Source organism: Allosalinactinospora lopnorensis (assembly GCF_000981225.1).
Lineage (GTDB): Bacteria > Actinomycetota > Actinomycetes > Streptosporangiales > Streptosporangiaceae > Allosalinactinospora > Allosalinactinospora lopnorensis.
In genome coordinates this window covers 21,966-47,160 of the sequence record NZ_LAJC01000045.1, presented here as the reverse complement: position 1 = coordinate 47,160, position 25,195 = coordinate 21,966, and the positions used below count along the sequence as shown (strand labels likewise).

At 71.3% G+C, this 25,195-nt stretch carries 17 protein-coding genes and 5 pseudogenes; 15 read left to right on the top strand and 7 right to left on the bottom strand.

Features of this window, described 5'->3' with window-relative positions; genetic code table 11:
* Positions 1–70: 70 nt before the first annotated feature.
* Positions 71–1,680 (bottom strand): annotated as a pseudogene (locus tag VS93_RS16705) (FAD-dependent oxidoreductase).
* Positions 1,605–2,336: a class I SAM-dependent methyltransferase gene (locus tag VS93_RS16700; RefSeq protein ID WP_156184885.1), complete on the bottom strand. Its 732-nt coding sequence runs from the start codon at positions 2,334–2,336 to the stop codon at positions 1,605–1,607. The pseudogene VS93_RS16705 and the gene VS93_RS16700 overlap by 76 nt, the downstream one beginning before the upstream one ends.
* Before the next feature lie 79 nt (positions 2,337–2,415).
* Here VS93_RS16700 and VS93_RS16695 point away from each other — a divergent pair, with 79 nt between their 5' ends.
* Complete coding sequence (locus VS93_RS16695) at positions 2,416–3,597, top strand: lycopene cyclase family protein (RefSeq protein ID WP_046470852.1); 1,182 nt, start codon at positions 2,416–2,418, stop codon at positions 3,595–3,597.
* Positions 3,598–3,707: 110 nt separating this feature from the next.
* A complete protein-coding gene (locus VS93_RS16690; RefSeq protein WP_046470844.1) occupies positions 3,708–4,208 on the top strand; it encodes a TspO/MBR family protein in 501 nt (166 codons plus the stop codon).
* Between the two features lie 64 nt (positions 4,209–4,272).
* On the opposite strand, the gene VS93_RS16685 is transcribed toward VS93_RS16690, so the two are convergent.
* Positions 4,273–5,754 (bottom strand): SDR family oxidoreductase, encoded by a 1,482-nt coding sequence (locus tag VS93_RS16685; protein WP_046470843.1) that lies wholly within the window; start codon positions 5,752–5,754, stop codon positions 4,273–4,275.
* A gap of 256 nt (positions 5,755–6,010) precedes the next feature.
* Between VS93_RS16685 and VS93_RS16680 the strand changes: the two genes are divergently transcribed.
* From VS93_RS16680 to VS93_RS16630, 12 genes and pseudogenes are all read left to right on the top strand, one after another.
* Complete coding sequence (locus VS93_RS16680) at positions 6,011–6,904, top strand: LysR family transcriptional regulator (protein ID WP_046470842.1); 894 nt, start codon at positions 6,011–6,013, stop codon at positions 6,902–6,904.
* A 219-nt stretch (positions 6,905–7,123) separates the two neighbouring features.
* Entirely contained in the window at positions 7,124–8,185 is a 1,062-nt protein-coding gene (locus tag VS93_RS16675; RefSeq protein ID WP_046470841.1) for a tartrate dehydrogenase, read from the top strand.
* 235 nt (positions 8,186–8,420) lie between these two features.
* Positions 8,421–9,412: pseudogene (locus tag VS93_RS16670) on the top strand (tartrate dehydrogenase).
* A 91-nt stretch (positions 9,413–9,503) separates the two neighbouring features.
* On the top strand, positions 9,504–10,670 hold the full coding sequence (locus tag VS93_RS16665) for an enolase C-terminal domain-like protein (protein WP_046470840.1): 1,167 nt from the start codon (positions 9,504–9,506) through the stop codon (positions 10,668–10,670).
* 252 nt (positions 10,671–10,922) lie between these two features.
* Positions 10,923–11,911 (top strand): annotated as a pseudogene (locus VS93_RS33470) (Bug family tripartite tricarboxylate transporter substrate binding protein).
* A gap of 126 nt (positions 11,912–12,037) precedes the next feature.
* On the top strand, positions 12,038–12,661 hold the full coding sequence (locus VS93_RS30505; RefSeq protein ID WP_201776660.1) for a tripartite tricarboxylate transporter permease: 624 nt from the start codon (positions 12,038–12,040) through the stop codon (positions 12,659–12,661).
* A gap of 3 nt (positions 12,662–12,664) precedes the next feature.
* Positions 12,665–13,611: pseudogene (locus VS93_RS30495) on the top strand (tripartite tricarboxylate transporter permease).
* A 292-nt stretch (positions 13,612–13,903) separates the two neighbouring features.
* The gene (locus VS93_RS16650) at positions 13,904–14,920 is read left to right on the top strand and encodes an alpha/beta hydrolase (protein ID WP_156184884.1); all 1,017 of its coding nucleotides are present in this window, start codon (positions 13,904–13,906) and stop codon (positions 14,918–14,920) included.
* A gap of 369 nt (positions 14,921–15,289) precedes the next feature.
* Entirely contained in the window at positions 15,290–16,012 is a 723-nt protein-coding gene (locus tag VS93_RS16645) for an AzlC family ABC transporter permease (protein WP_046470839.1), read from the top strand.
* Positions 16,009–16,323, top strand: a complete 315-nt coding sequence (locus VS93_RS16640; RefSeq protein WP_046470838.1) for an AzlD domain-containing protein — start codon at positions 16,009–16,011, stop codon at positions 16,321–16,323. Before VS93_RS16645 ends, VS93_RS16640 begins: the two co-directional genes overlap by 4 nt.
* A gap of 266 nt (positions 16,324–16,589) precedes the next feature.
* Positions 16,590–18,284 carry a thiamine pyrophosphate-dependent enzyme gene (locus VS93_RS16635; RefSeq protein ID WP_046470837.1) on the top strand — a complete coding sequence of 565 codons (1,695 nt, stop codon included), beginning with the start codon at positions 16,590–16,592 and terminating at the stop codon, positions 18,282–18,284.
* A gap of 154 nt (positions 18,285–18,438) precedes the next feature.
* Positions 18,439–18,960 carry an OsmC family protein gene (locus VS93_RS16630; RefSeq protein ID WP_046470836.1) on the top strand — a complete coding sequence of 174 codons (522 nt, stop codon included), beginning with the start codon at positions 18,439–18,441 and terminating at the stop codon, positions 18,958–18,960.
* 27 nt (positions 18,961–18,987) lie between these two features.
* On the opposite strand, the gene VS93_RS16625 is transcribed toward VS93_RS16630, so the two are convergent.
* The 4 genes from VS93_RS16625 to VS93_RS16610 form a co-directional block, all read right to left on the bottom strand.
* Positions 18,988–19,914 (bottom strand): RluA family pseudouridine synthase, encoded by a 927-nt coding sequence (locus VS93_RS16625; protein WP_046470850.1) that lies wholly within the window; start codon positions 19,912–19,914, stop codon positions 18,988–18,990.
* Positions 19,915–19,919: 5 nt separating this feature from the next.
* Positions 19,920–20,456: a signal peptidase II gene (gene lspA / locus VS93_RS16620; RefSeq protein WP_046470835.1), complete on the bottom strand. Its 537-nt coding sequence runs from the start codon at positions 20,454–20,456 to the stop codon at positions 19,920–19,922.
* 47 nt (positions 20,457–20,503) lie between these two features.
* The gene (locus VS93_RS16615) at positions 20,504–20,914 is read right to left on the bottom strand and encodes a TraR/DksA family transcriptional regulator (RefSeq protein ID WP_046470849.1); all 411 of its coding nucleotides are present in this window, start codon (positions 20,912–20,914) and stop codon (positions 20,504–20,506) included.
* 390 nt (positions 20,915–21,304) lie between these two features.
* The gene (locus tag VS93_RS16610) at positions 21,305–21,568 is read right to left on the bottom strand and encodes a hypothetical protein (RefSeq protein WP_046470834.1); all 264 of its coding nucleotides are present in this window, start codon (positions 21,566–21,568) and stop codon (positions 21,305–21,307) included.
* Between the two features lie 396 nt (positions 21,569–21,964).
* Here VS93_RS16610 and ileS point away from each other — a divergent pair.
* Positions 21,965–25,143: pseudogene (gene ileS, locus VS93_RS16605) on the top strand (isoleucine--tRNA ligase).
* The last annotated feature ends 52 nt before the right edge of the window (positions 25,144–25,195 follow it).

Below are 25,195 nucleotides of genomic sequence, written 5' to 3'. Positions count from 1 at the left end.
TACGCCCTGCGCACCTCCCGGGCGCTGGCCCGGCTGACCGCGGTCCCGGCGGCTGTGCCCGCCGCAGGTGTCACGGCCGGCGGGCCCACCGGGCGAGGGCGCGCAGCAGTGCCGTCCGACCGCGCCGGGGGACGCTCCGCACCGGGTGCCCCCGCAGCCCCCAGCGGCTCAGCAGGACGTTGGCGGCGAGCGTTCCGCTGGTCGCGGCGCGTTCCATCAGCGCGACCGGCAGGTCGACCCGCACGTGGTCGCCCGCCACCACCAGCCACGGGTCCGGGGTGGCGGTCCTCGGGCGGTCGCCGAAGCCGCCGGGCGGGAAGAGCGGGCAGTCCGCGCGCAGTTCGTGGCGCTCGTCCACGATCCCCGCTCCGGCCGTCTCGGGGTAGACGCGGTGCATCTGGGCCACCAGCCGACCGCGTTCGGCGCGCTCATCGCACCCCTCGGCCAGGGCGTAGGCGTGCAGCTCGACGACCGAGCCGCCGGTGCGCGCCGCCCAGGACCGGGCCTGGTCCTCGTAGCGCTCCAGCACGCTGATGTTGTCGAGCGTCGGATAGCCGCCGGTGCCCAGGAACCCCGGCCGCTCCGGGCGCACAGGGCGGTCCAGCCACAGCCGGGAGACGAGGAACGGCGGGGCGCCCGGTAGCCGTTTGGCGAGCTCCCGCCACGCCGGTACGGCCAGCCCCGGGGACGCCTCGGCCAGCGCGCGCAGCCCGCCGGTATCCGTGGCCAGCACCACGGCGTCGAACTCCTCGGCCGGGCCGCCGGCCGGGCGGACGGCGAACCTGCGCCGGGCGCCCGGATCCACCCGGTCGACCGGTGCGCCGGTGCGGATCTCGGCTCCGAGGCGCTCCAGGTGTTCGGCGAGCGGATCCCACAGCGCCTGGGGGAAAGGAGAGCTGGGGACGTCGAACAGCAGGCCCTCGCTGGAGCCGAGGAAGTAGACGTGGAACATGACGGCGAGCTCCGCGGCCGACAGCCGCCGCGGATCCGCGAAGAAGCTGCGGGAGAACACCTCGAACGCCAGGTGCCGGGCACTGCGCGGGAAGCGCACCGCGGTGAGCAGCTCCACCGCGTCCACGTGGTCGAGCCGGCGGTAGATCCCCGGGACGTCCACGTCCAGCAGCTGCAGGGCCGCGGCGATGTTGACACCGGCCAGCTCGCGCGCGGGGAAGCTGGGGCTGCGCGCGGCGAGCGCCACCGCGTTCCACGGCGGTGCGGCCGGCAGGCCCGCGAACCGGTCCTCCAGGCCCGCGGTGTGGACGAGCGGGTAGTCCGGCAGAGGGGTGAGCATCCCCAGGCCGGGGTCGGCGCGGGCCAGCAGTGCGCGCAGGTTGTAGTACTGCCGGAAGAACGCGTGGAACCCGCGGGTCATGGTGACGGTCGTGCCGTCGCGCAGGGTCGTGGGCCAGCCCCGCAGGCGCCCGCCGAGCCCGTCCTCGCGCTCTAGCACGGCGGTGCGCACCCCCCGCTCGGCCAGCGCGGTGGCGGCGGCCAGCCCCGCGATACCCCCGCCGATGACGGCCGCACGGGGTGCGTCCGCGGCGCGGTTCCCTTCGGGGCGGGCGGAGGGAGTACCACCGCCCGCGGATCGCGTCGCGGAGCGCTCACCGCGCCCCCTCCCCGTCCGCGGCCCGCTCCGGGACGCGCCCGAGGAAGGTGTGCGTGATGCCGCGCTGCCATCCGGGCAGCGGCACCGTGCGCACGTTCTCCAGTCCCGCGGCGCGCATGCGCCGGCGCAGGGCCGCGGCGCCGTCGAAGTCCAGCACGCTGCGCCACAGGTAGCGGTACAGGTCGGCGCGTCCGGTGCGGACCCGGCCCAGCGGGATGATGACCCCCCAGGAGACCAGGGACCACACCACACCGGCCGCGGCCGAGTCTGCCACCGAGTACTCGTGCAGCGCGAGCCGCCCGCCGGGGCGCAGCAGCGAGCGCATCGCGGCGAGCGCCGCGTCGAGATCGGGGCAGTTGCGCAGCAGGTAGGCGGCGAGCAGTGCGTCGGCCGGGCCGCCGAGCAGCTCGGGGGTCAGGTCCTGGACGCGGGCGTGCACGAACCGGGCCGCCGGAGGCCAGCGCTTGGAGCGGGCCTCCGCGAGCATGCCCGCGGAGGCGTCCACCCCGATGATCTCGGCCCGCGGCAGGGCGCGTAGCAGAGCGGCGGTGGAGGCGCCCGTGCCGCACCCCAGGTCGAGCACCCGCAGCCCCGCGCCGCCGCCGGCGAGCCCGAGCCGCCGGGCCGACATCCGCAGATGCCGGTGGTAGCCCGGGTTCGCGCCCACCATCCGGTCGTAGGAGGCTGCGGCATGGTCGAACTCTCCGGTCACCGCCTGTGCTGCCATCTTTGGTGTCAGACCGCGCATGAAACCCCGTCCGTGGCTGTCGTGGAAGCGGGCGGGCCCCCGTGCAATGCTGGTCGGCATGCGCGAGTTCGACGTGGCCGTCGTGGGTGCCGGCGCCGCTGGGCTGTCCCTTACCCACCGCTTGGCGAGGGCGAACCTGCCGGGCGCCGGGAGGGGCGGGATCGCGCTGTTGGAGCCGCCCCCGGGCCCCTTGCGCGCCCCGGCGCGCACCTGGTGCTTCTGGGAACACGACGGCGGGGAGTGGGACGGGATCCTGGCCGCCCGCTGGGACCGGCTCGCGGTGATCGGCCCCGACGGCCGCCGGCGCCGCTCGCGGGTCGCGCCCCTTGCCTACAAGATGCTCCGCTCCGGCGACTTCGAAGCGCACGTGAGATCGGGGCTGGACGGCGGCGTCACGCCTTACGACGCCGCTGTCACCGGTATCGAGGACGGCCCCGGGCGCGCCGCGGTCCGGGCCGTGGACCCGGCCGGCGTCCCTTTCGCCCTCGCCGCGCGCTGGGTGTTCGACTCCCGGCCGCCCTCCCGCCTCCCGCCGGCGCCGACGACGCTCCTGCAGCACTTCCGCGGCTGGTTCGTACGCACCGAGGAGGACGCCTTCGACCCCGACGACGTCGTGCTCATGGACCTGCGGACGCCGCAGCCGCCCAACGGGGTGTCCTTCGGCTACCTGCTTCCCCTGTCGGCGCGCGAGGCCCTGGTCGAGTACACCGAGTTCACCAGGCAGATCCTGGACGACGCCGGGTACGAGCGCGCGCTGCGCGACTACACCGGGCGCGTTCTGCGGCTCGATGAGTTCACGGTGACCGCCACCGAGCAGGGGGCCATCCCGATGACCAGCGCCCGGTTCCGCACGCGAGCGGGACGCCGGGTCTTCCGGATCGGAGCGGCGGGAGGGGCGACGCGCCCGTCCACCGGTTACACCTTCAGCGGCATCCAGCGGCAGGCGGCCGCGGTGGTGCGGGCGCTGGCGCGCGGCCGAGTCCCCGTTCCGCCGGTCCCGCACCGCCGGCGGCACCTGGCCATGGACGCCGTCCTGCTGCGCGCCCTGGACACCGGGCGGCTGGACGGCGCCGAATTCTTCGCCCGGCTGTTCGGCCGCAACTCACTGCGTGATGTCCTGGACTTCCTCGACGGCCACTCGACGCTGCCGCGCGAGCTGGCCATGGGGGCCACGGTGCCGCTGGTTCCGATGTCGGCGACCACGGCCGAGCACGCGTGGCGGACCCTGCGCCCCGGGTGAACGTCCCGTACCTCCCGGAGGGCCCTTCCGGGGGGCCTCTGGTGTTTGCGCGGCTCCCGACCGGATAGTCGCCCTGAGCGTACCGTCTACGGCGAAACGAGGAAGCGCTGATGTCCGCGATCTCCTCCGGCAGGCCGGTGCCGCCGGGACGCGCGGTCCTCGCCGCGGCCGGCTTCGCCGCGGCCGTCGCGCTGACCGCCCTCCTCGGAGGGCTCGCGTCGATCGGCGCCGGTGAGGTCTACACCCGGCTGCAGCTGCCCGCTTGGGCGCCTCCGCAGTGGCTGTTCAGCCCGGCCTGGACGGTGCTGTACCTGCTGATCGCCGCCGCGGGGTGGCTGGTGTGGCGGGCCGCCGGCCTCACCGTGGCCCGCGGGTTCTTCGTGGTGTACGCGGCGCACCTGGCGCTGAACGCCGCATGGTCCTGGATCTTCTTCGGCGCCGGGTGGTACGGGGCGGCTTTCGGCTGGGTCTGCCTGCTCGCGGCCTCGATCGCGGTGCTGGTGGTACTGGCGGCGCGACGCAGCCGCGCCGCGGCGGCGCTGCTCCTGCCGTACCTGGCGTGGGTGGTCTACGCCGGGGCGCTGAACCTCTCGGTCTGGCTGCAGAACTGACCGCCGGCACCGCACGCGGGCGGTGCCGGCCGGAGGTTCGCTCCCGCACGCCGGGGCCGGGTGGTCAGCGCGGTCCGCGCTGCTGCCCGCCCTGCTCGGCCTTCCGGGCCGCCTCGGCGATGTTGCGTGCCATGGAGCCGAAGACGAGCCCGTGCAGGGGCGCCAGCCCCCACCAGTAGAGCTGGCCGGCGAGTCCCCGCGGGTGGAAGAGGGCGCGCTGCCGGAGCACCGTGCCGCGCCCGGCCGGGTGCTCGGCGCGCAGCTCCAACCAGGCCAGGCCCGGAAGGCGCATCTCGGCGCGCAGGCGCAGCAGGCGCTCGGGCTCGATCGCTTCGACTCGCCAGAAGTCCAGCGAGTCCCCCACTCGCAGACGCCTCGGGTCGCGCCGGCCGCGGCGCAGCCCCACCCCTCCGACGAGGCGGTCCAGCCAGCCGCGTACGGACCACGCGGACCGCCACGAGTACCAGCCCCGCTCTCCGCCGATGCCTTCGATCACCTGCCACAGCGCGGTCCGGGACGCCGGGACCGGACGGGTCCGCTCGTCCGCGTACAGCGATCCTCCCGCCCAGTCGGGGTCGGTGGGCAACGGGTCCGACGGCGCGCTCGGCCAGTCCGCCGACGACCAGCGCGTGTCCACCCGGGCCTCACCGATCCGCCGCAGTGCCAGCCGCACGGCCTCCTCGAATCCCAGGCGGTCCCGGTCGTCGAGGTAGTCGGCGATGTCGTTCTCCGCGCAGACGGCCTCGTTGCGCAGGGACTCCACAAGAGGGCGGGCGATACCGGCCGGAACGGGGGTGACCAGGCCCACCCACAGGCTCGACAGGCCGGGCGAGAGAACAGGGACCGGGAGGATGAGCCGCGGCCGCACTCCGGCGACCCGTGCGAAGCGCTGGATCATGTCGGCATAGGTCAGCACGTCGGGTCCGCCGATGTCGAAACCGCGGTTGGTCTCCGCGGGCGGCTCCGCCGACTTCACCAGCAGCCGCAGCACGTCGCGGACGGCGATCGGCTGGACCCGGTTCGACACCCACCGCGGCGTCGTCATGACCGGCAGCCGCTCGGTGAGGTAGCGCAGCATCTCGAACGAGGCCGAGCCCGACCCCAGGATGACCGCGGCCCGCAGCACGGTCGCGGGGACGGCGCAGCGGAGGAAGACCTCCCCCACCTGCGCGCGGGACCGCAGGTGGGGCGAGAGGTCCTGGCCGGCCGGGGTCAGCCCGCCCAGGTACACGATGCGCCGGACGCCGGCGGCGCCGGCGGCGCCGGCGAACGCCTGGGCGGCCTCCCTGTCGCGGTGCGCGAACCCGCCTCCCCCGGCCATGGCGTGCACGAGGTAGTAGGCGACCTCGACACCGGCCAGTGCGGCGTCCAGGCTCTCGCGGTCCAGCACGTCGCCGCCCACCACCTCGACCTCCCCGCGCCAGGGGTGGTCCCGCAACTTCCCCGGGGAACGGGCCAGGCATCTGACCTCGTGCCCCTCTCGCAGCAGCTCGGGCACCAGCCGGCCCCCGATATAGCCGGTGGCCCCCGTCACCAGCACGCGCATCGGACCCCCTCGATGGGTAGACGTTCCGGGCCGCCGATCGCCGCCGCCCCGGGCCGGTGCGCCTCGGGCCCGGCGGCAGCCCTTGAAGGCACCGGGCGCCGGCTCGCGCGGGAGGCGGCTCCCCCGGCTCCCGCCCCGTCCTTCCAGTCTCGGAACCAGCCTGCGCGGGACAAGCCGCACGGGCGTGCCCTGCGCCGCGGGTCGGGAACGGCGATAGGTTGGCCCTGTTGTCCGCGGTTGGTTGACTGGATTTCGTATGGACGCCCGCCAGCTCGAGTACTTCCTCGCCATCGTCGATCACAAGGGGTTCAGCCGCGCGGCGGAGCGGCTGCACGTCGCGCAGCCCTCGCTGTCCCAGGCGATCCAGACGCTGGAGCGGGACCTGGGGGTCGCCCTCTTCCACCGGGTCGGCCGCCGTGTCGTGCTGACCGAGGCCGGGCACGCGATGGTCGCCCCCGCCCGGCAGGTACTCCGCGACCTCGAAACGACCCGGGCCACGGTGGAGTCCATCAAGGGGGTGCGCTCCGGCCGGGTCGACATCGCCGCGATGCCGTCGCAGGCCGTCGAGCCCCTCACCACGATGGTCACCAGGTTCACCAAGCGCTACCCCGGCATCGTCGTCAACGTGCACGCGGTATTCACCGTCCAGGAGGCCATCGACGCCGTACGCGACGGCAGCTGCGAGCTGGCCCTGGCGGGTTCCGGGGAGGAACTGCGGCCGCCGGGCGTGCAGGCGCACATGATCGAGGAGCAGAGGTTCATCCTCGCGGCGCCTCCCGGTCGCCCATTGGGCGACGTGGGCCGGATCACCTGGGAGCAGCTGGCCGGGCAGTGGGTCATCGCGGCCCCGGCCGGCAGCCGGATGCGCCATATCGTCGACCAGATCCAGGCGGACGGGGTGGACTTCCCCATCGCGGTCGAGGTCGCCCACCGCGAGGCCATCCTCCCGCTCGTCCTCAACGGCGCCGGAGTGGCGATACTGACCGAAGCGTGGACCCGGACGGCACGCAGGGGCGGGGCGCAGGTGCTGCAGCTCGACCCCGCGCAATGGATCCGGATCTTCCTGCTGAACCGGAGGGCGCCGCTGACTCCCGCGGCCCGCTCCTTTCGCGAGATCGCCCTCGCCTCCGCGCACAACACCCACCGCTAGGCACACGCCGCTCCCCTGCCGCCTCAGCTCCCCCGGTGGACGGAGGGCAGGGGTATTCACCATCGGTATCGGGAATAGGCGCCGCCTATCGAGTCCATCGGATATCGGTGTTGGACAGTGCAGCAGGCCCTGAAATTAGATGTTCACCTGACCGGACGGTCCACCGCCCCGCTTTATCCGGGAGCGGCGGAAAGCCGATTCAGTACGCTTGGAGTTTGTGTGCGCAGCTACGAAGTCGCGGTGGTCCCCGGCGACGGGATCGGCAACGAAGTGATGACCGAGGCCCTGCGCGTTCTTGATCGGGTGAGTTCCGAATACGGTTTCGAACTCGTATTCCGCCATTTCGACTGGAGTTGCGAGACTTACCGGAAGAGCGGGCGGATGATGCCCGACGACGGCATCGACCGGCTGCGGGACCACGACTCGATCCTGCTCGGCGCGGTCGGTTTTCCCGGTGTTTCCGACCATGTCTCCCTCTGGGGACTGCTGATCCCGATCCGCAGGGAGTTCGACCAGTACGTGAGCCTGCGCCCGGTCCGCCTCCTTCCCGGCCTGGTTCCTCCCGTGCACACCGGCACGCCGGGGGAGATCGACTTCTGGGTGGTCCGGGAGAACAGCGAAGGCGAGTACTCGCAGATGGGAGGCCGCCAGGGCGCGGGCACCGAGAACGAGATGGTCCTGCAGGTGGCGACTTTCACCCGGCGGGCGACGGACCGGATCCTGCGCTACGCCTTCGAGTTCTCGAGAAAACTCGGCCGCCGGAGCCTGACACTGGCCACGAAATCGAACGGGATCTACCACTCGATGCCCTACTGGGATGAGCGGTTCGCGGAGATCTCCGCGGAATACCCGGACGTCGAGACCGGCCAGGAGCACATCGACATCCTCTGCGCCAAGTTCGTCATGCAGCCGGAACGCTTCGATGTGGTGGTCGGGAGCAACCTGTTCGGCGACATCCTCTCCGATCTGGGCCCCGGCGTCACGGGAACCATCGGCGTCGCCCCCTCGGCGAACATCAATCCCGAGCGCGTGCACCCCTCGATGTTCGAACCGGTGCACGGCTCCGCGCCCGACATCGCGGGCAAGGGGATCGCCAACCCGATCGGCCAGATCTGGTCCGCCGCCATGATGGTCGACCACCTCGGCGAGGAGGAAGCCGCGGCACACGTTATGCGCGCCGTCGAATCGGTCCTCGGCTCCGGCGAGGCACCGCTGACCCCCGACATCGGGGGCAGGGCCGGCACGGAGGATCTGGGGTTGGCCATCGTCGACGCCCTATGAGCGGCCCCGCGACGCAACGCAGCGCTTCGCGCCGTTCCCGTCTCCCGACCCCGATCGCCCAGCTGGTTCCGCCGCCGGCCGGCGCGCACCGAACTCTCGGAAACGCCCGGCGAGCACACACCGCCCCCTCCCGTACAGCCACGGAGGAGTCACGTTGAACACCCGCCCGTCCTTCAGAATCGCCGCTGTCCCCGCCGACGGCGTCGGAACCGAAGTCGTCGAAGCGACGCAGACCGTGCTGTCCGCCCTCGCCGACGGCGCCGAACTGTTCGAGCTCTCCTGGGAGCACTTCCCCTGGGGATCGGACTACTACGGCCGCCATGGGCGCATGATGCCCGAGGACGGTCTGGACCTGCTCAGCGGTTTCGACGCGATCTTCTTCGGAGCCGTGGGCTGGCCGACGGTGCCGGACCACGTCAGCCTGTGGGGACTGCGCCTGGCGCTCTGCCAGGGCTTCGACCAGTGGGCCAACATCCGGCCGGTGCGGTTCCTCCCCGGCGTGCAGAGCCTCTTCGGCGCGCCGACACGGCGGACCTCGACTGGGTCGTGGGCCGGGAGAACAGCGAGGGGGAGTACGCCGGCCTGGGCGGGCGCAACCTGGGAGCGCGCGGGGTCGGCCACGAGGTCACCGTGCAGTCGGCGCTGTTCACCGAGACGGGGTGCGAGCGCATCATGCGCTTCGCTTTCGACCTCGCGCGCGAGCGCCGCCGCTCCAAGGTCACCGGGGTCACGAAGAGCAACGCCCAGCAATACGGGATGGTGCTCTGGGACGAGGTCTTCCAGCGGGTGGCGGCGGAGTACCCCGATGTCGAGACCGAACTCGTGCTGGTCGACGCGATGGCCGCGCGCTTCGTACTGCGCCCCGAGAGCCTGTCCGTCGTCGTGGCCTCCAACCTGCACGCCGACATCCTCTCCGACCTCGGAAGTGCGCTGGTCGGCAGCCTCGGGGTGGCGGCCAGCGCGAACATCAACGTCGAGCGGCGCTTTCCCAGCATGTTCGAACCGGTGCACGGCTCCGCCCCCGACATCGCCGGCCGGGGGATCGCCAACCCGATCGGCGCCTTCGGAAGCGCCGCTCTCATGCTGGACCACCTGGGCCTGGCCTCCGCCGCCGCGTCGCTGCGGCAGGCGATCACCGCGGCCACCGCCGAGGGCGTCCTCACCCCCGATGTCGGGGGTGAGGCCACGACGAAGGAGGTCACCCGCGCCCTGGTCGACCACCTCTGAAGACCGCCCCTCCCGGTGGCCGACTGCGCGTGGGGCGCACGCGGGCCGCCGCCGCGCTCCGCGCCACCGAAAGAGCACGAGGACCACGAACATGCGGATAACCAAGATCACCTACGGTGAGGCACCGATCGCGTCGCAGATCAGCAACGCGGTGATCGACTTCTCCCGGATGACGGTCTCGATCGTGGCCGTGCACAGCGACCTCGTCGTGGACGGGGAGCCGGTGGTCGGCTACGGGTTCCACTCCAACGGCCGCTACGCCCAGTCCGGCCTGCTCTCCACCCGCATCCTGCCCAGGGTCGAGGACGCCTCCCCGGAACGGCTCCTCGATCCCTCGACCGGCATCGTCGACCCTGTCAGGGTCCAGCAGGCCGTGATGGAGAACGAGAAGCCCGGCGGGCACGGCGACCGGGCCGTGGCCGTGGGGACGCTGGACATGGCGATGTGGGACCTGGCCGCCAAGGCGGCTGGGGAGCCGCTCTACCGGCTCCTGCACGAGCGGTTCGGCCTCCGGGAGCAGCCGGCGTCGTCGGTGTGGGTGTACGCCGCCGGCGGCTACTACCACCCGGACAAGCCCCTCCAGGCGCTGCGGGACGAGATCCGCGGCTACCTCGACCTCGGCTATCGGGACGTCAAGATCAAGATCGGCGGCGCGCCTCTGGAGGAGGACCTCCGGAGGATCGAGACCGTGCTGCACCTGCTTCCCTCGGGCTGCCGCCTGGCCGTGGACGCCAACGGGCGCTTCGGCGTCGAGGAGGCGCTGCGCTACGGCCGGGCGCTCGCGGCCTACGACCTCCTCTGGTACGAGGAGCCCTGCGATCCGCTCGACTACCGGACGCACGCGGTCCTCGCCGACGAGTACGCGGGTGCCCTCGCCACCGGCGAGAACCTCTTCTCAGCGGCCGACGTCCGCAACCTCCGCCGGCACGGCGGCCTGCGCCCGCACCGCGACGTACTGCAGATGGACCCGTCGCTGAGCTACGGGGTTCCGGAGTACGCCGCGATGCTGCGCGAACTCGCTTCGGGCGGCTGGTCGCCCGGGCGCCTCTGCCCGCACGGCGGAAACCAGATCAACCTCGCGCTGGCGGCGGCTTTCGGCCTGGGCGGGTGCGAGTCCTACCCGAAGGTCTTCGAGCCGTTCGGCGGATTCGCCGAGTCCACACCGGTGACCGACGGCTACGTGGGGCTGCCGGAGGAGCCGGGTATCGGAATCGAGCTCAAGCCGGCACTGCGCGACCTGCTGCGCGAGCGCCTCTGAGCGAGGGACCGCACCCGCACACACCAGGAGAACCCGGCACGCAGAGAGGAGGAGTGCCCGCACACCGACCCGCACCGGCCGCCCGGCGGCAGAGCCCCGAAAGCACTGTTCCGCAGCCCGCAGGGGCGGTAGAACACCCAACCGTACGCGTCCGGGCCCCTGCCCGGAACCCCGCGGTCCGGTGGCATCCGCCACCGGACCCTACCCCCCATCCCCTCTCCCCGTGCCGAGGCGGCACGACGAGGAGGCAGCATGCGAACGTCACGGAGGGCTTTTCTCACCACGTGCGGGGTGGCGACCCTGGCGCTGCCGGGCTGCGCGAGGCAGGCCGTGCCCGGCGGTGGCCGAGGGGCGGACTACCCCGCTCACTCGATCCAGTACATACTCCCGTTCGACCCGGGCGGGGAGTCCGACATCACGGCCAGGCTCCAGCAGCAGCCGCTGGAGAAGGTCCTCGGCACCTCCGTTGTGGTCTCGAACCGCCCGGGAGGCGGAGGGGCGGTGGGCTGGTCGGAGCTGGCCAACCAGGCCAGACCCGACGGATACACGATCATGGGCGCCAACATTCCGCACGTGATCCTCCAACCGCTCGCCCGGGGAGAGGCCGGTTACGAGACCGAGGACATCAAGTGGGCCTACATCTTCCAGAGCACGCCCAACGCCCTGGTGGTCTCCGAGGACGGCGGACACGGCACCCTGGAGGACTTCCTGCGGGCCGCGCAGAGCGAACAGCTCACCCTCGGCGGAAGCGGCTCCTTCACCGCCAACCACACCGGCGCCCTCGCGCTCGCGCGGGACTCCGGTGCGCAGCTGACCTACGTCCCTTCAGCGGCACCGCGGCGGCCTCGCCCGCGCTGCTCGGCGGCCAGGTGGACGCGCTCATGACCTACAACACCGAGGCGCTGGAACTCCAGGACCAGGGGATGCGCGTGCTGGCCGTCGCCTCCGAGGAACGCCTCCCCGAGTTCCCGGACGTGCCGACCTTCGTGGAGAGCGGCTTCGACATCGTTGAGGGGGCGTGGCGCGGTGTCGCCGTGCCGCCGGACACGCCAGAAACCGTCATCACCACGCTGGCCGATGCGTTCGCCGAGGTCAGCCAGGACCCCGAGGTGGTCGAACAGTCGGAGGAACTCGGCTACCACCTGGAGAACATGGGCCCGGAGGAATGCGCAGACTTCACCACGCGGCGCACGGAAGAGGCCCGCGAACTCCTCGAGCAGTTCGACATGGTGAACGGCTAGCGCCCGGCGCCCCGCCGCGGACGCCCACCCGCATCCGCTGCGCCCGCGCTTCCCGGGCGGCGGAGTCCCCACCATCCAGGCATCGTCCCAGGAGCTCACATGTTCCCAGGTTTCGAGGATGCTCTAGTGCAGGTCGTATCGCCTCAGATGCTGCTGCTGTGCCTCGCCGGGGTCGTCGGCGGCATGGCCGTCGGCGCCACCCCCGGGCTGAGCGCGACCGTCGGCTTGGCCCTGCTCCTCCCCATCACCTTCACCATGGATCCCACCAGCGGCCTCGTCCTGATGGGGTCCTTCTACGTCGCCGCGATCTACGGCGGCTCGTTCACCGCGATCCTCGTCAACGCCCCGGGCACACCGTCGTCCATCGCCACCACCTTCGACGGCTACCCGATGACCAAGCAGGGCCGCAGCGAGACCGCGATCATCGCCGTGACGACCGCGTCGGTCGTCGGGGGCCTGGTCGGAGTCCTCGGGCTGCTGCTGCTCGGCCCGCTGATCGCCGACGTCGTCCTGGCGTTCGGCCCGCAGGAGTACTTCTGGTTCGGCATCTTCGGTCTCACCATGATCGCCAGCCTGGCCGCGAAGTCGCTGCTCAAGGGGTTCGCCGCCGGTTTCCTCGGGCTGCTGATCGCCGCGATCGGCATCGCCCCCGTCGGCGGCGACGTCCGTTCACGTTCGGCTTCACCGAGATGCAGGGCGGCGTCCCCCTCATCGTGGCCCTCATCGGGTTCTTCGCCGTTCCGGCGATGATCGATCTCATCGTCGACCCCGCCGGCCGCGCGGCCGCGCGGCCGCGATGCACAAGGAGCAGACCCGGCGCGAGCGAGGCTGCTGCCGCGCACCATCCGCTACGTTCTCTCCCGTCCGGTCAACCTCGTCCGCTCCGCGTTCATCGGCACCTTTGTCGGCATGCTGCCCGGTGCGGGCGGGAACGTCGCCAATCTGGTCGCCTACAACGAGGCGAAACGCAACTCCAAGACCCCCGAGAAGTTCGGGAAGGGAGAGGTCGACGGCGTGGTGGCGCCCGAGACGGCCAACAACGCCGTCGGCGGCGGAGGACTCATCCGCTGCTGACCCTGGGAATCCCCGGCGCTCCGGCCGACGCCGTGATATTCGGGGTGCTCCTGCTCCACGGGCTGCGGCCGGGCTCCGAACTCTTCGTGGAGCAGGGTCCACTCACCTTCACGTTCATCCTGGCACTAGCGGTCGCGGTGCTGCTGCTCGCCCCCGTTGGGCTGGTCGCGGGACGGGCACTGCAGCGCACCGTGGTGCGGACGCCGACGCACCTCCTGGTCCCGGCCATCGCCCTGCTCACGATCATCGGCGCCTACGCTGTGCGGAACAACCCGCTGGACGTCGTGCTGATGCTGGCGCTGGGCATCCTCGGGTACGGGCTGCGGCACCTCGGACTGCCGCCGCCCGCGATCGTGCTCGGCGTCGTCCTGGGGCCGATCATCGAATCGGGGCAGGGGCAGGGGCTGCTGGCCGCCAGCGGCGACGCCCACCCCTGGTTGTCCTTCTTCACCCGCCCGATCAGCGCGGCCATCATCGTCCTCGTCCTTCTCGCGCTGCTGTGGCCCCTGTGGAACCGCTGGAAAGCGCACCGGAGGGCGCAGGACACCGCAACCACCGGCGAGACCACTGCGACCAAGAGGATCGCGGAGACCCCTCACTGTCGATGGGGAGCGGTTACGCGCTGAGGCCGACCGTTCCTACGCCGCCTACCGGGCCGTCCACCGCCGGGCGCGCGGCAGCCAGGGCGGACGTCCGCCCTCTTCCGACGCCGAGGTCTACCAGTAGCGCCACGCGGTGGAATGCGCGACCGACCGGCTCAAGCAGCATCGGGCTGTGGCCGCGCGCTATGACTGCGAGGATGTTGGGTGTCGCTTTGGGCGGCGGCCTGGCCCGCGCTAAGACCGGCTCTGACCCCAAAACAGGATCTAGGTCCCTGGTGTGGCGACCGGTGACCGGGAATGCTGAAGGTGTTGGCCCGTGGGCTTCGGAGAGTCCGACGGTCATTTGTTCGCCGATCGTGGACACCGTAGCCACCGTTGGTCGATCCGCAGGAAGCAGGTCGTCATGGTGTCTTCGAGAGAAGTCTTCTTCGATTCCAGTGGGGTGCGGTGCGCGGCTGACCTCTACCTGCCCGGCGACCTGTCGGAGCCTGTGCCGTGCGTGGTGATGGGCCATGGCGGGAGCGGTACCAAGCGCCTAGGTCTGCCAAGGTACGCCGAGAAGTTCGCTGGGGGCGGTATCGCCGCGCTGGTCTTCGACTACCGCGGCTTCGGCGCCAGCGAGGGCGAACCACGCCAAGTCATCGACGTGGACGCGCAACGCGATGACTACCGGGCGGCGATCCGTTACGTTCACGGTCTGCCGGAGATCGACACGAAACACATTGCCATCTGGGGCACCTCGCTCAGCGGTGGGCACGTGCTCGCGGTCGCCGCCACCGACCCGACCCTCGCCGCAGTGGTGTCCCAGGTACCGATGATCGACGGCATGCATCGCGGGCGCAATCTGCGGCAACGGCTGAACTGGGAAGTCACCGCGCGCACGATCCAGTTCACGGTTGCCGCGCTCCGGGATCTTCGCCGAGCCAGGCGTGGCGAGCCGCCCTATCTCGTACCGGTGGTCGCGCCCGCCGGCCAAGTAGCGGTGTTCACCGAACCCGACGCCGCGGCTACCTTTGAGGCCCTGGGCGGCGAGGCATGCGGATGGCGCAATGAGCTAGCGCCGCGGCTCATTTTCAACCTTCCCAAGTACGCCCCAGGTACCGCCGAGCACCTGACTATGCCGCTGCTCATGGTGCTGGCTGACCGAGACCTGCAGGCCTCCAGCACCTTCGCCGCCCGGATCGCGGCGCGAGCCCCGTACGCTGACATCCGGCACTACCCGCTCGGTCACTTCAACGTGTACCTGGGCGATGCGTTTGAGGAGATCAGCGACCGGGAGCTTGCGTTCCTGCGTGCCCATCTGAAGGCCGCAAATGCGCCGATGAGCCGGTGAGCGTGCCTGAGAAACGCCGTGTTGCGGTTGGGCGCCTGAGGTTCCCCCGGTTACCCGGAGACTTTGGTGTGCCCCGGGTTGTCCGGAGGTGAGTTGTTGGATTCCATGCCATTCGATCGTGAACGGAGAGTGGCATGGGACGACGTGGCTATCCGCCGGAGTTTCGGCGCAAGGTGCTGAACCTGGTTGAGTCGGGTCGCAAGGTCGCCGATGTGGCCCGGAAATGTGCGAACCCGGCCGGTTCCGGCAGCGGTGCGTTGCTTCCTCGGCGGCTCGCCGCCAAGGAGCCGATCACCGGCAGGAGCCGAGGCCCCGCAGCCGCAAGAACGTTCAAGACCGGGCGCCTCTGCCGCGCCTAGCGTCGCGGGTGTGAACACCTCTGCCTTCTCGCTCTCCCCTCCCGCCCGCGACGGGCTCGGGGTCGGGCTGGCGGTCGGGGTCTCGGGCCTGGCCTTCGGGACGACCGCGGCCACCGCCGGCCTCTCGGTCGCGCAGGCGTGCGCGCTCAGCCTGCTCTGTTTCACCGGGGCGTCCCAGTTCGCCCTCGTCGGTGTGGTCGCCGGCGGTGGCAGCGTCATGGCGGGCGCCACGGGGGCGCTGCTGCTCGGCGCGCGCAACACGCTGTACGGGCTGCGCCTGGCCGACGTCCTCGGCTGGCACGGCGGCCGCAGGATCGCGGCGGCGCACGGCCTCATCGACGAGACCGCCGCTGTCGCCCTGGCCCAGCGCGGAAGGCGCGACGCCCGGACCGGCTACACGGTCACCTTCGCATCGCTGTTCCTCTGCTGGAACCTGACCACGCTCGTCGGCGCGCTCGCGGCCGACCGGATCGGCGATCCGGCCGTGTTCGGCCTCGACGCGGTCGGTCCCGCGCTCTTCCTCGCACTGGTCTGGCCGCGGCTGCGGGAGGAGGGCCGCCGAAGCCGGCTCGTGGCCCTGCTCGGCGTGCTCATCGCCCTGGCCGCGACTCCGCTGGTCCCGCCGGGGGTTCCGGTCCTGCTCGCTGCCGTTGCCGCACTGGCCGGAATGGGCGGCGCGGCTGGCTCGGACGGCGACACCCCCGGCGACCGGGAACGGGAGGTCCGCCCATGACGGTGTGGATCGTCATCCTCGTCACCGGGCTCGGCTGCTACCTGATGAAACTGGCCGGGCTCGCGGCGCCCCGGAGACTGCTGGACCACCCCAAAGTGCGCGGCTTCGCGATGACCGTGCCGATCGCCCTGCTGGCGGCCCTGGTCGCGATCCAGGCCGTCACCGAGGACGGCGCCCTCGTCTTCGACCTCCCCCGGGTGAGCGGCCTGGCGGCGGCCGCGGTCGCACTGCTGCTCCGCGCCCCGTTCCTGCTCGTCATCCTCGTCGCCGCCGCGACCGCGGCCGGGCTGCGCGCGCTCGGCCTCTCCTGAGGCGCGCGCGAACAGGTGACGATCCGGCCGCTGCCGGGCAGAAGGGAGAGGGAGCCACCCGGTCGATGTTGCGCATGCCGATGGAGCGCGTGCCATGCCGCCGTCCCCGGACAACGGGCCCGCCGTGCGGTCCCGGACAGCCCGCCCGCCCCACGGGGAACCCTACGTCCAGGGGCGCGAGGAGACAGCCGGTGCTCTCCCGCACCGCGTACCGCCGCCCGGACACCGAGAACCGATCAGGAACCCGCGCACAAGGAAGGACTCTCGTGAGCGCCGTGACCGAATCCCCTCTGCGTACCGCGGCCGAAGAGGTCGTCGATGTCCTGGCGGCCGCCCATGTCCGGCGCTGCTACACCGTTCCGGGCGAGAGTTTCCTGGAGCTGGCCGACGCGATCGAACAGCGCAGCAACATGCAACTGGTCTCGACCCGGCACGAGAACGGCGCCGCGTTCATGGCGGAGGCGGAGGCGAAGTTCACCGGGTTCCCCGCGGTCGCTGCCGCCACCCGGGGGCCGGGGGCGGCCAATCTCGCGATCGGCGTGCACACCGCCATGCAGGACTCCACACCGATGATCGTGTTCCTCGGTCAGGTGGAGACCGACTACCTGGGACGCGAGGCGTTCCAGGAGGTCGACCTGACCGCGTTCTACTCCCCCATCACCAAGTGGACGACCACGGCGACCCGCGCCGACCGGCTCCCCGAAATCACCGCCCGAGCGATCCGGGTGGCCACCACCGGACGTCCCGGCCCCGTGGCGATCGCCGTCCCGGCCGACCTGTTCGGGCAGCGCATCCCTGCGCCGCCGGCACTGCCCGGTACCGTCCCGCCCCGCCCGCCTCTCGGCGACGACGAACGCGACCGCCTCACCGCGTGGCTCAGCCGTGCGGAACGCCCGGTGATCATCGCTGGCGGCGGGGCGCGCGGCGCCCACGAGGAGCTGGTCACCGTCGCCGAGCGCTTCCGCACCGGTGTCTACACCTCGTGGCGGCGCCAGGACGTCTTTCCCAACGACCACCCGCTCTATCTCGGCCACTTGGGGCTCGGCTGCCCGAAGCCGGTACTGAGAGCGCTGGAGGAGGCCGACGCGGTACTGGTCGTCGGCTCCCGGCTGAGCGAGATCACCACCCAGACCTACCGGCTTCCGTCGACCGCCGAGGACGTCAGGAGGTCCACCGTCGCCCAGATCGACATCGACCCCGACCAGGTGGGGGCCGTCAGCCCGGTGTGGCTGGGAGCGGTCGCCGACGCGCGGCGGGCACTCGCCTCCCTGGCCGAGGCGCCGGCCACAGCCCCGCCACGGGACTGGAGCGAGGCGCGCGACGCGTGGGTGCGCACCACGACCGCTCCTCCGGGCGCCCTCGACCACCCGGAGGGCAGGCTGCACCCCTGGGCGGTGGTGGAGGGCATGCGCCGGGTTCTGCCGGAGGACACCGTCATCGCCAACGACGCGGGCAACTTCGCCGCGTTTCTGCATCGGGGCTGGTGGTTCCGCGCGCCGCGCACCCAGCTCGCCCCGACGAGCGGGGCCATGGGGTACGCGGTGCCCGGGGCGGTGGCGGCCAAGCTCGTGGAGCCGCACCGGACCGTGGTCGCCGTGGCAGGGGACGGCGGCGCGCTGATGACGGGGCAGGAACTGGAGACGGCGTGCCGACTCGGCCTGCCGATCGTGGTGATCGTGTTCCAGAACGGCCTGTACGGCACGATCGCGATGCACCAGGCCCGAGAACTGGGACGGACCGCCGGTATCGACATCAGCGGCCCGCTGGACCTGGCGAGCTACGCCCGCGGCCTGGGCGCCCGCGGAGCCACCGCCGGCACACCGGAGGAACTGGAGAAGGCGCTGACCGAGGCGGTCTCGGCCGGCGCACCAACGCTGATCGACGTCCGCACCGATCCGGAGATCGCCAGTCCGGAGGCCACGATGTCGGAACTGCTGCGCGAGGCCGAGCGGGACCGGTGACCAACGGGGGCGCCGGCCACGCCCGCCGCGCAGACCGGCCGGCGCACTCTCGCTGCCCTGCGCCCGGCGCGGCGGCCCTCTATGCTCAGAACCAGGCGGTGTCGCGGTACCCCTGTACCGCGACACCGGGACCGGACGGCGAAGGGAGTCCCGCATGGAGGCGACCGAACTGCGGGAGTTGCAGGCACCGCTGAAGGACCGGTACCGCGCCGAGCCCGCCGACGCTGTAGTCACCCTCAGGGCCGAAGGGCGGCTCGGCAACACCGGCCTGACCTGCAAGGTCGAGACGGGCCGTGCGCTGGTGACGGCCGGGTTGCACCCCGCGTCCGGGGGAACCGGAATGGAGGCCTGCTCCGGCGATATGCTCCTCGAAGCACTCGTGGCCTGCGCCGGTGTCACGCTCACGACGGTGGCGACGGCGATCGGCGTCGATGTGCGCGACGCCACCGTTCACGCCGAGGGGGACCTGGACTTCCGGGGCACTCTCGGCGTCACCCGGGAGGCGCCGGTGGGTTTCCGCGCGATCCGGCTGCACTACGACATCGACAGCGACGAACCCCGGGAGAGGATCGGCCGGCTCCTCGAGCTTACCGAGCGCTTCTGCGTGGTCTTCCAGACGCTCAACACGCGCCCGGAGCTGTCGGTGGACGCGACGCTGACCCCCGCCAGCGACTGACCGCCGGACCCGGCGCGGCGGCCGGTATCAGTCCTCCCGGAGCTGATCGATGACCCGCTGCAGATCCTCCGGGTACGGGCTCTCGAACTCCACGTACCGCCCCTCGGTCGGGTGTTCGAATCCCAGCCGCACGGCGTGCAGCCACTGGCGGGTGATACCCAACCGCTCGGAAAGCGTGGGGTCGGCCCCGTAGAGATGGTCGCCGACGCAGGGATGCCGCAGCGCCGCCATGTGCACCCGGATCTGGTGGGTGCGGCCGGTCTCCAGCTTGATCTCCAGCAGGCTGGCCGCGCGGAAGGCTTCCAGGGTGTCGTAGTGGGTGACCGAGGGGCGCCCGCCCGCGACCACCGCGAACCGCCCGTCGCCCGAGGGGTGGCGGTCGATCGGCGCGTCGACGGTGCCCCGCAGCGGGTCGGGGTGCCCCTGCACGAGAGTGTTGTAGCGCTTGTCGACCGTCCGCCCCTTGAAGGCGCGCTTGAGCGCACTGTAGGCCGCCTCGCTCTTGGCGAGGACCATGACCCCGGTGGTGTTGGCGTCCAGCCGGTGCACGACGCCCTGGCGTTCGGCCGCGCCACCGGTGGCCAACTGGACACCGGACGCCAGGAGCCCCTCCAGCACCGTGGGGCCGGTCCAGCCCACCGTGGGATGGGCGACGACCCCGATGGGCTTGTCGACCACGACGATGTCGGTGTCCTCGAAGAGGACACGCATCCCGGGGACCGGCTCGGGCCGAGGTGTCGGTGCCTGCGGCGGCGGGGGCAGGGTCACCTCCAGCCAGGCGCCCGCGTGCACCCGGTCGGACTTGGCCGCCGTACCGCCGTCGACCTGCACGTTTCCCTCGGCGATGAGCTCGGCGGCGCGGGTGCGGGAAAGGCCGAACATACGGGCGAGCGCCGCGTCCAGCCGGTCGCCCTCGAGGCCGTCGGGCACCGGCATGCTGCGGTGATCACCCACAATGGTCACGCGCGTTCTCCCTCGCCGCCGGTTCCGCTCTCGCCCTCCAGGGACCCGTCCATGTTGACGCCTTTGAAGGCCATGATCACAGCGAGGATACCGCCGACGACGATGCAGGAGTCGGCCACGTTGAACACCGGCCAGTTCGGAACCTGGAGCCAGTCGACGACCTCGCCATGCAGCGGAGCCGGTGCACGGAACACCCGGTCGATGAGGTTGCCGCAGGCTCCGCCCAGGATCAGGCCAAGTGCGACCGCCCAGCCGGTGCTGCGCAGCTTGCGGGCCGCGACCAGAATGTAGACGACCACCCCGGATGCGATCAGGAAGAACAGCCACGGCACCCCGGAGCCGATGGAGAACGCCGCGCCCGAGTTGAAGACCAGGGTGAACCGGAGCAGCTCACCCACGATCTCGACACTCTCCCCCGGGGCGAGCCAGTTCAGCATGAACTGTTTGGTGACGAAGTCCACCACCAGGGCGACGACCGCCACGCCCGCCAAAAGAACGAAGCGTCGCTGCCGGTGCACGGCGGGTGTGTTCACCTTCTGCTGCTGGTCCTGTTGCTGGTCCCCGGAGGGCTCTATGTCAGTCAGCGACGCTCCTCACGCTGTTTGCACTTCACGCACAACGTAGCTCGGGGGAAGGCCTGCAGGCGCGCCTTGCCGATGGCGTTGCCACACGACTCGCAGACACCGTAGGTTCCCGCTTCCATCCGTTCGACCGCCCGCTCGCTCTGCGCGAGCAGGTCACGAGTATTGTAGGCCAATGCCAGGTCGTGCTCGCGCTGGTATGCCTTCGCACCGGTGTCGGTAGGGTCGTCCCCCGCGCCGTCGACCGAGTCCGCGAGCCGCTCCGCCAGCTCGGATTTCGCCTTCGCGATCTCTTCACGCAGCAGGGCGATATCGGATTCCAGCTCCTGGCGAACCTCGGCCAGCTCTGCCTCGGTCCATTTGTCCTCCCCAGGGCGAACAGGGAGACCGGCAGCTTCGGTCACGCTCATAGCCCCCTCGCATTCCTCCCCGCGGGATCCCTCTTCAGCCCCGCTGTTGTCGCCGCCATCGTCGGTACCCAGCTCCTCACGCACCGGCCGCGCTCCCACAGCGGCCGACTTTCTCAATTCCCCGTTTTGACGTGCGAGAACACAGCTGCGGCGCCCGATCGTCACACGGTGCCGGGAAGCTTAAGCGCCCGCGTGAGGCGGATCAATCAACCACGGCGTAAGGCCACACTGTGGGTTGTTCACCCTCAGGTGTTCCCGTGTTCCGGGGGTCCGATTCCTCTGCTTTAAACGGGATACCCGACGTGTTGCGGCAAACGCGTCCCACGTCGCCGCACGGCAGCGAGTGGTGAGGGAGCGGCGGGCGGCGCGTTGCGCCTCCCACCCCCCGGTTCACTGCGCCGAGGCGAACCCGCCGTAATCCTCGGCGAGCATCTGCAGGTGCGGCTCGTCGAACGTGGCCGGACCGCCGTGCGGACCGGTGCGCACCTCGATCACCCAGTCGACGTCCTCGGCGTCGTCCTCGCCCGCGAGCATGTCGCGGTGTACCAGGCACGGTTCGTACCCCTGCGTCTCCAACTGCTCGGCCAGCTCCTCGGCGTCCTCGCGTTCGGAGAGCGTCACCAGTACGGTCCCCGTCTGCTCCGCCTTGCTCATCGCGCGTCCTTCCCGTCATGTCCGTTCACCGAAGTATCCGGCCGCAAGTATGCACCGGCGGGTCCAGCGGGACCGAAGCGACGTGGACCGCTGCGCCGATTGCATTATCCTCGGGAACAAGCAAGGCGTGGATGGGGACGAGTAGCGGCGGACACAGCCGAGAGCGACCCGGGGACGGTGGAAGCCCGGGGGCATGACCGCCGGGAAGATCACCCCGGAGCCGCCGGAAGAACGGCCGCGGCGCAACTCGGCGTCACCGCCCGGGGCTCAGTAGAACCGGCAGCGCAAGGAACGAAGTGGGGCACGCGACAGGCGTTCCCAAGGAGGGTGGTACCGCGGGGCCGCGCGCCTCGTCCCTCCGTCAGGTGAACGACCCCTGATGTAGAGGTGCACCCGATGTCGGACGAGCAGAACCGCGGTCCCCGGCCGTTCCCCGCGCTTTCGGCCCAGGTCGATCTGCCCAAGATCGAGCATGAGGTCCTGAACCGCTGGTCGGAGCAGAAGATCTTCGAGCGCTCCCTGGAGCAGACCCAAGGCGGCCCCAACTGGGTCTTCTTCGAGGGCCCGCCGACCGCGAACGGCCAGCCCGGTGTGCACCACGTCGAGGCCCGAGTGTTCAAGGACGTGTTCCCCCGCTTCAAGACCATGAAGGGGTACCACGTCAACCGCAAGGCCGGCTGGGACTGCCATGGCCTGCCCGTCGAGGTCGCGGTCGAGAAGGAGCTCGGACTCAGCGGCCGGAAGGACATCGAGGCCTTCGGCGTCGCCGAGTTCAACGCCTACTGCCGCGAGTCCGTGCTGCGCAACGTCGGTGCGTTCACCGCCATGACGGAGCGCATGGGCTACTGGGTCAACATGGACGAGGCCTACCGCACCATGGACCCGGAGTACGTGGAGTCGGTGTGGTGGGCGCTGAAAACCATCTGGGAGAAGGGCCTGCTGGTCCGCGACTACCGGATCAGCCCTTACTGCCCCCGCTGCGGGACGACGCTCTCCGACCACGAGCTCGCGCAGGGCTACGAAACCGTCACCGACCCCTCGGTGTACGTCCGCTTCCCGGTGACCTCGGGGCCGCTGGCCGAGCCGGACCGCGCCGCGGCCCTGCTGGTGTGGACCACCACCCCGTGGACCCTGGTCTCCAACACCGCCGTCGCCGTTCACCCCGACGTCACCTATGTCGTCGCCACCGACGGCACCGAGCGTCTGGTGCTCGCCGAGGATCTGGTGGAGACCGTTCTCGGCGAGGGATGGGAACTCACCGGCGAGCGATTCGAAGGCGCCGAGATGGAACGCTGGAGCTACCAGCGCCCGTTCGAACTGGTGGACTTCGACGAGCCGGCGCACTTCATCGTGCGCGGCGACTACGTCACGGTCGCGGACGGCACCGGCCTGGTCCACCAGGCCCCGGCCTTCGGCGCCGACGACATGGCCACCTGCCGCGCCTACGGGCTGCCGGTCGTCAACCCGGTGACCGCTGACGGAACGTTCGAGGCCGACCTCCCCCTCATCGGCGGCCAGTTCTTCAAGACGGCCGACAAGGCGCTGGTCGCCGACCTCACCGACCGCGGGCTGATGTTCCGCAGCGCGAACTACGAGCACAGCTACCCGCACTGCTGGCGCTGCCACACCCCGCTCCTCTACTACGCGCTGCCGTCCTGGTACATCCGGACGACCGCGATCAAGGACCAGTTGCTGGAGCAGAACGCGAGGACCAACTGGTTCCCGGAGAACGTCAAGGAGGGGCGGTACGGCGAGTGGCTGCGCAACAACATCGACTGGGCGCTGTCCCGCAGCCGCTACTGGGGCACCCCGTTGCCGGTCTGGCAGTGCGAGGAGGAGCACACGACCGTTGTCGGGTCGCTCACCGAGCTGGGGAAGCTGGCCGGGCAGGACCTCAGCGGACTCGACCCGCACCGCCCCTACGTCGACGACGTCACCATCACCTGCCCTGAGTGCGGCGGCCCCGCACGGCGCGTCCCCGAGGTGATCGACGTCTGGTTCGACTCCGGCGCGATGCCGTTCGCGCAGTGGGGCGCTCCGCACCGCAACGACGAGACGTTCCGGGCCAATTTCCCGGGCCAGTACATCTGCGAGGCCATCGACCAGACCCGCGGCTGGTTCTACTCGATGATGACCGTGAGCACACTGGTCTTCGGGCACTCCTCCTACGAGAACGTGGTCTGCCTAGGCCACATCCTCGCCGAAGACGGCCGCAAGATGAGCAAGCACCTGGCAACGTCCTGGAGCCCATGGCGGTCATGGAGCGCCACGGCGCCGACGCCCTGCGCTGGTTCATGCTGGCCAGCGGCTCGCCCTGGATGCCGCGCCGGGTCGGGCACACGGCGCTGGAGGAGATCGTCCGCAAGGTCCTGCTGACCTACTACAACACGGTCTCCTTCTTCACGCTCTACGCCAACGCGGGCGAGGCCTGGGACCACGCCAAGCTGGCCGAGGCCCCGGCACCGGCCGACCGGCCGCTGCTGGACCGGTGGCTGCTCTCCGAGCTCAACCGGGTGGTGATCGGCGTCGAGGACGCCATGGAGCGGTTCGACACGGCCGCGGCCGGGCGGCTGCTCACCACGTTCATCGACGACCTGTCCAACTGGTACGTGCGCCGCTCCCGGCGCCGCTTCTGGGCGGGAGCGGGCACCCCGGAGAGCGTGTCGGCGTTCGCGACGCTGTTCGAGGCCCTGGAGTCCCTCACCATGGTGATGGCGCCCATGGTGCCGTTCATCACCGAGCACGTGTGGGGAGCGCTGCGCCGCCCCGAAGCGCCCGAGTCGGTGCACCTCGCCCGCTGGCCGCAAGCCCGCGAGGAGCTGATCGACACCGAACTCTCGGAGCAGATGGCGCTCACCCGGCGCCTGGTGGAGCTGGGTCGTGCTGCCCGGGCCGACTCCGGGGTACGCACCCGCCAGCCGCTCTCGCGGGTCCTGGTGGGCGCGGCGAAGTTCGGCACGCTGCCCGAGCAGCTCCGCGAGCAGATCAGCGAAGAGCTCAACGTGATGCAGCTGGACCCGCTCTCCGCAGTCGGCGGTGACCTGGTCGATTACACGGTCAAGCCCAACTTCCGCGCGCTCGGCAAGCGCTTCGCCAAGCGCACGCCGCTGGTCGCCCAGGCCATCCAGACGGCCGACGCCAAGAGCATGGTCGAGCAGGTGCGGTCGACGGGGTGGGCCCACATCCAGGTCGAGGACGAGCCGGTGGAGGTCAGCTCCGAGGAGGTTCTGATCACCGAGCAGCCGCGCGAGGGCTGGACCGTCGCCTCGGAAGCGGGCGAGACGGTGGCGCTGGACCTGGAACTCACGCCGGAGCTGCAGCGCGCCGGCTTGGCCCGGGAGGTCGTCCGGCTGATCCAGGACGCCCGCAAGTCCAGCGGACTGGAGATCACCGACCGCATCCACGTGTGGTGGTCGGCCGTGGACGCGACAACGGTCCGGGCTCTCACCGAGCACACCGGGACCATCGCGGCCGAGGTCCTCGCCCGCACCTTCACCGAGGGCGACCCCGAGGGCGGCACGCACACGGTGACCTCCCACGACTTCGGCGTGACCTTCCATCTGAAGAAGGCGTAGCGGACCCCGCACGGGACCACCGGGTGGTCCCGTGCGGTCGGCCCCGCGCCGC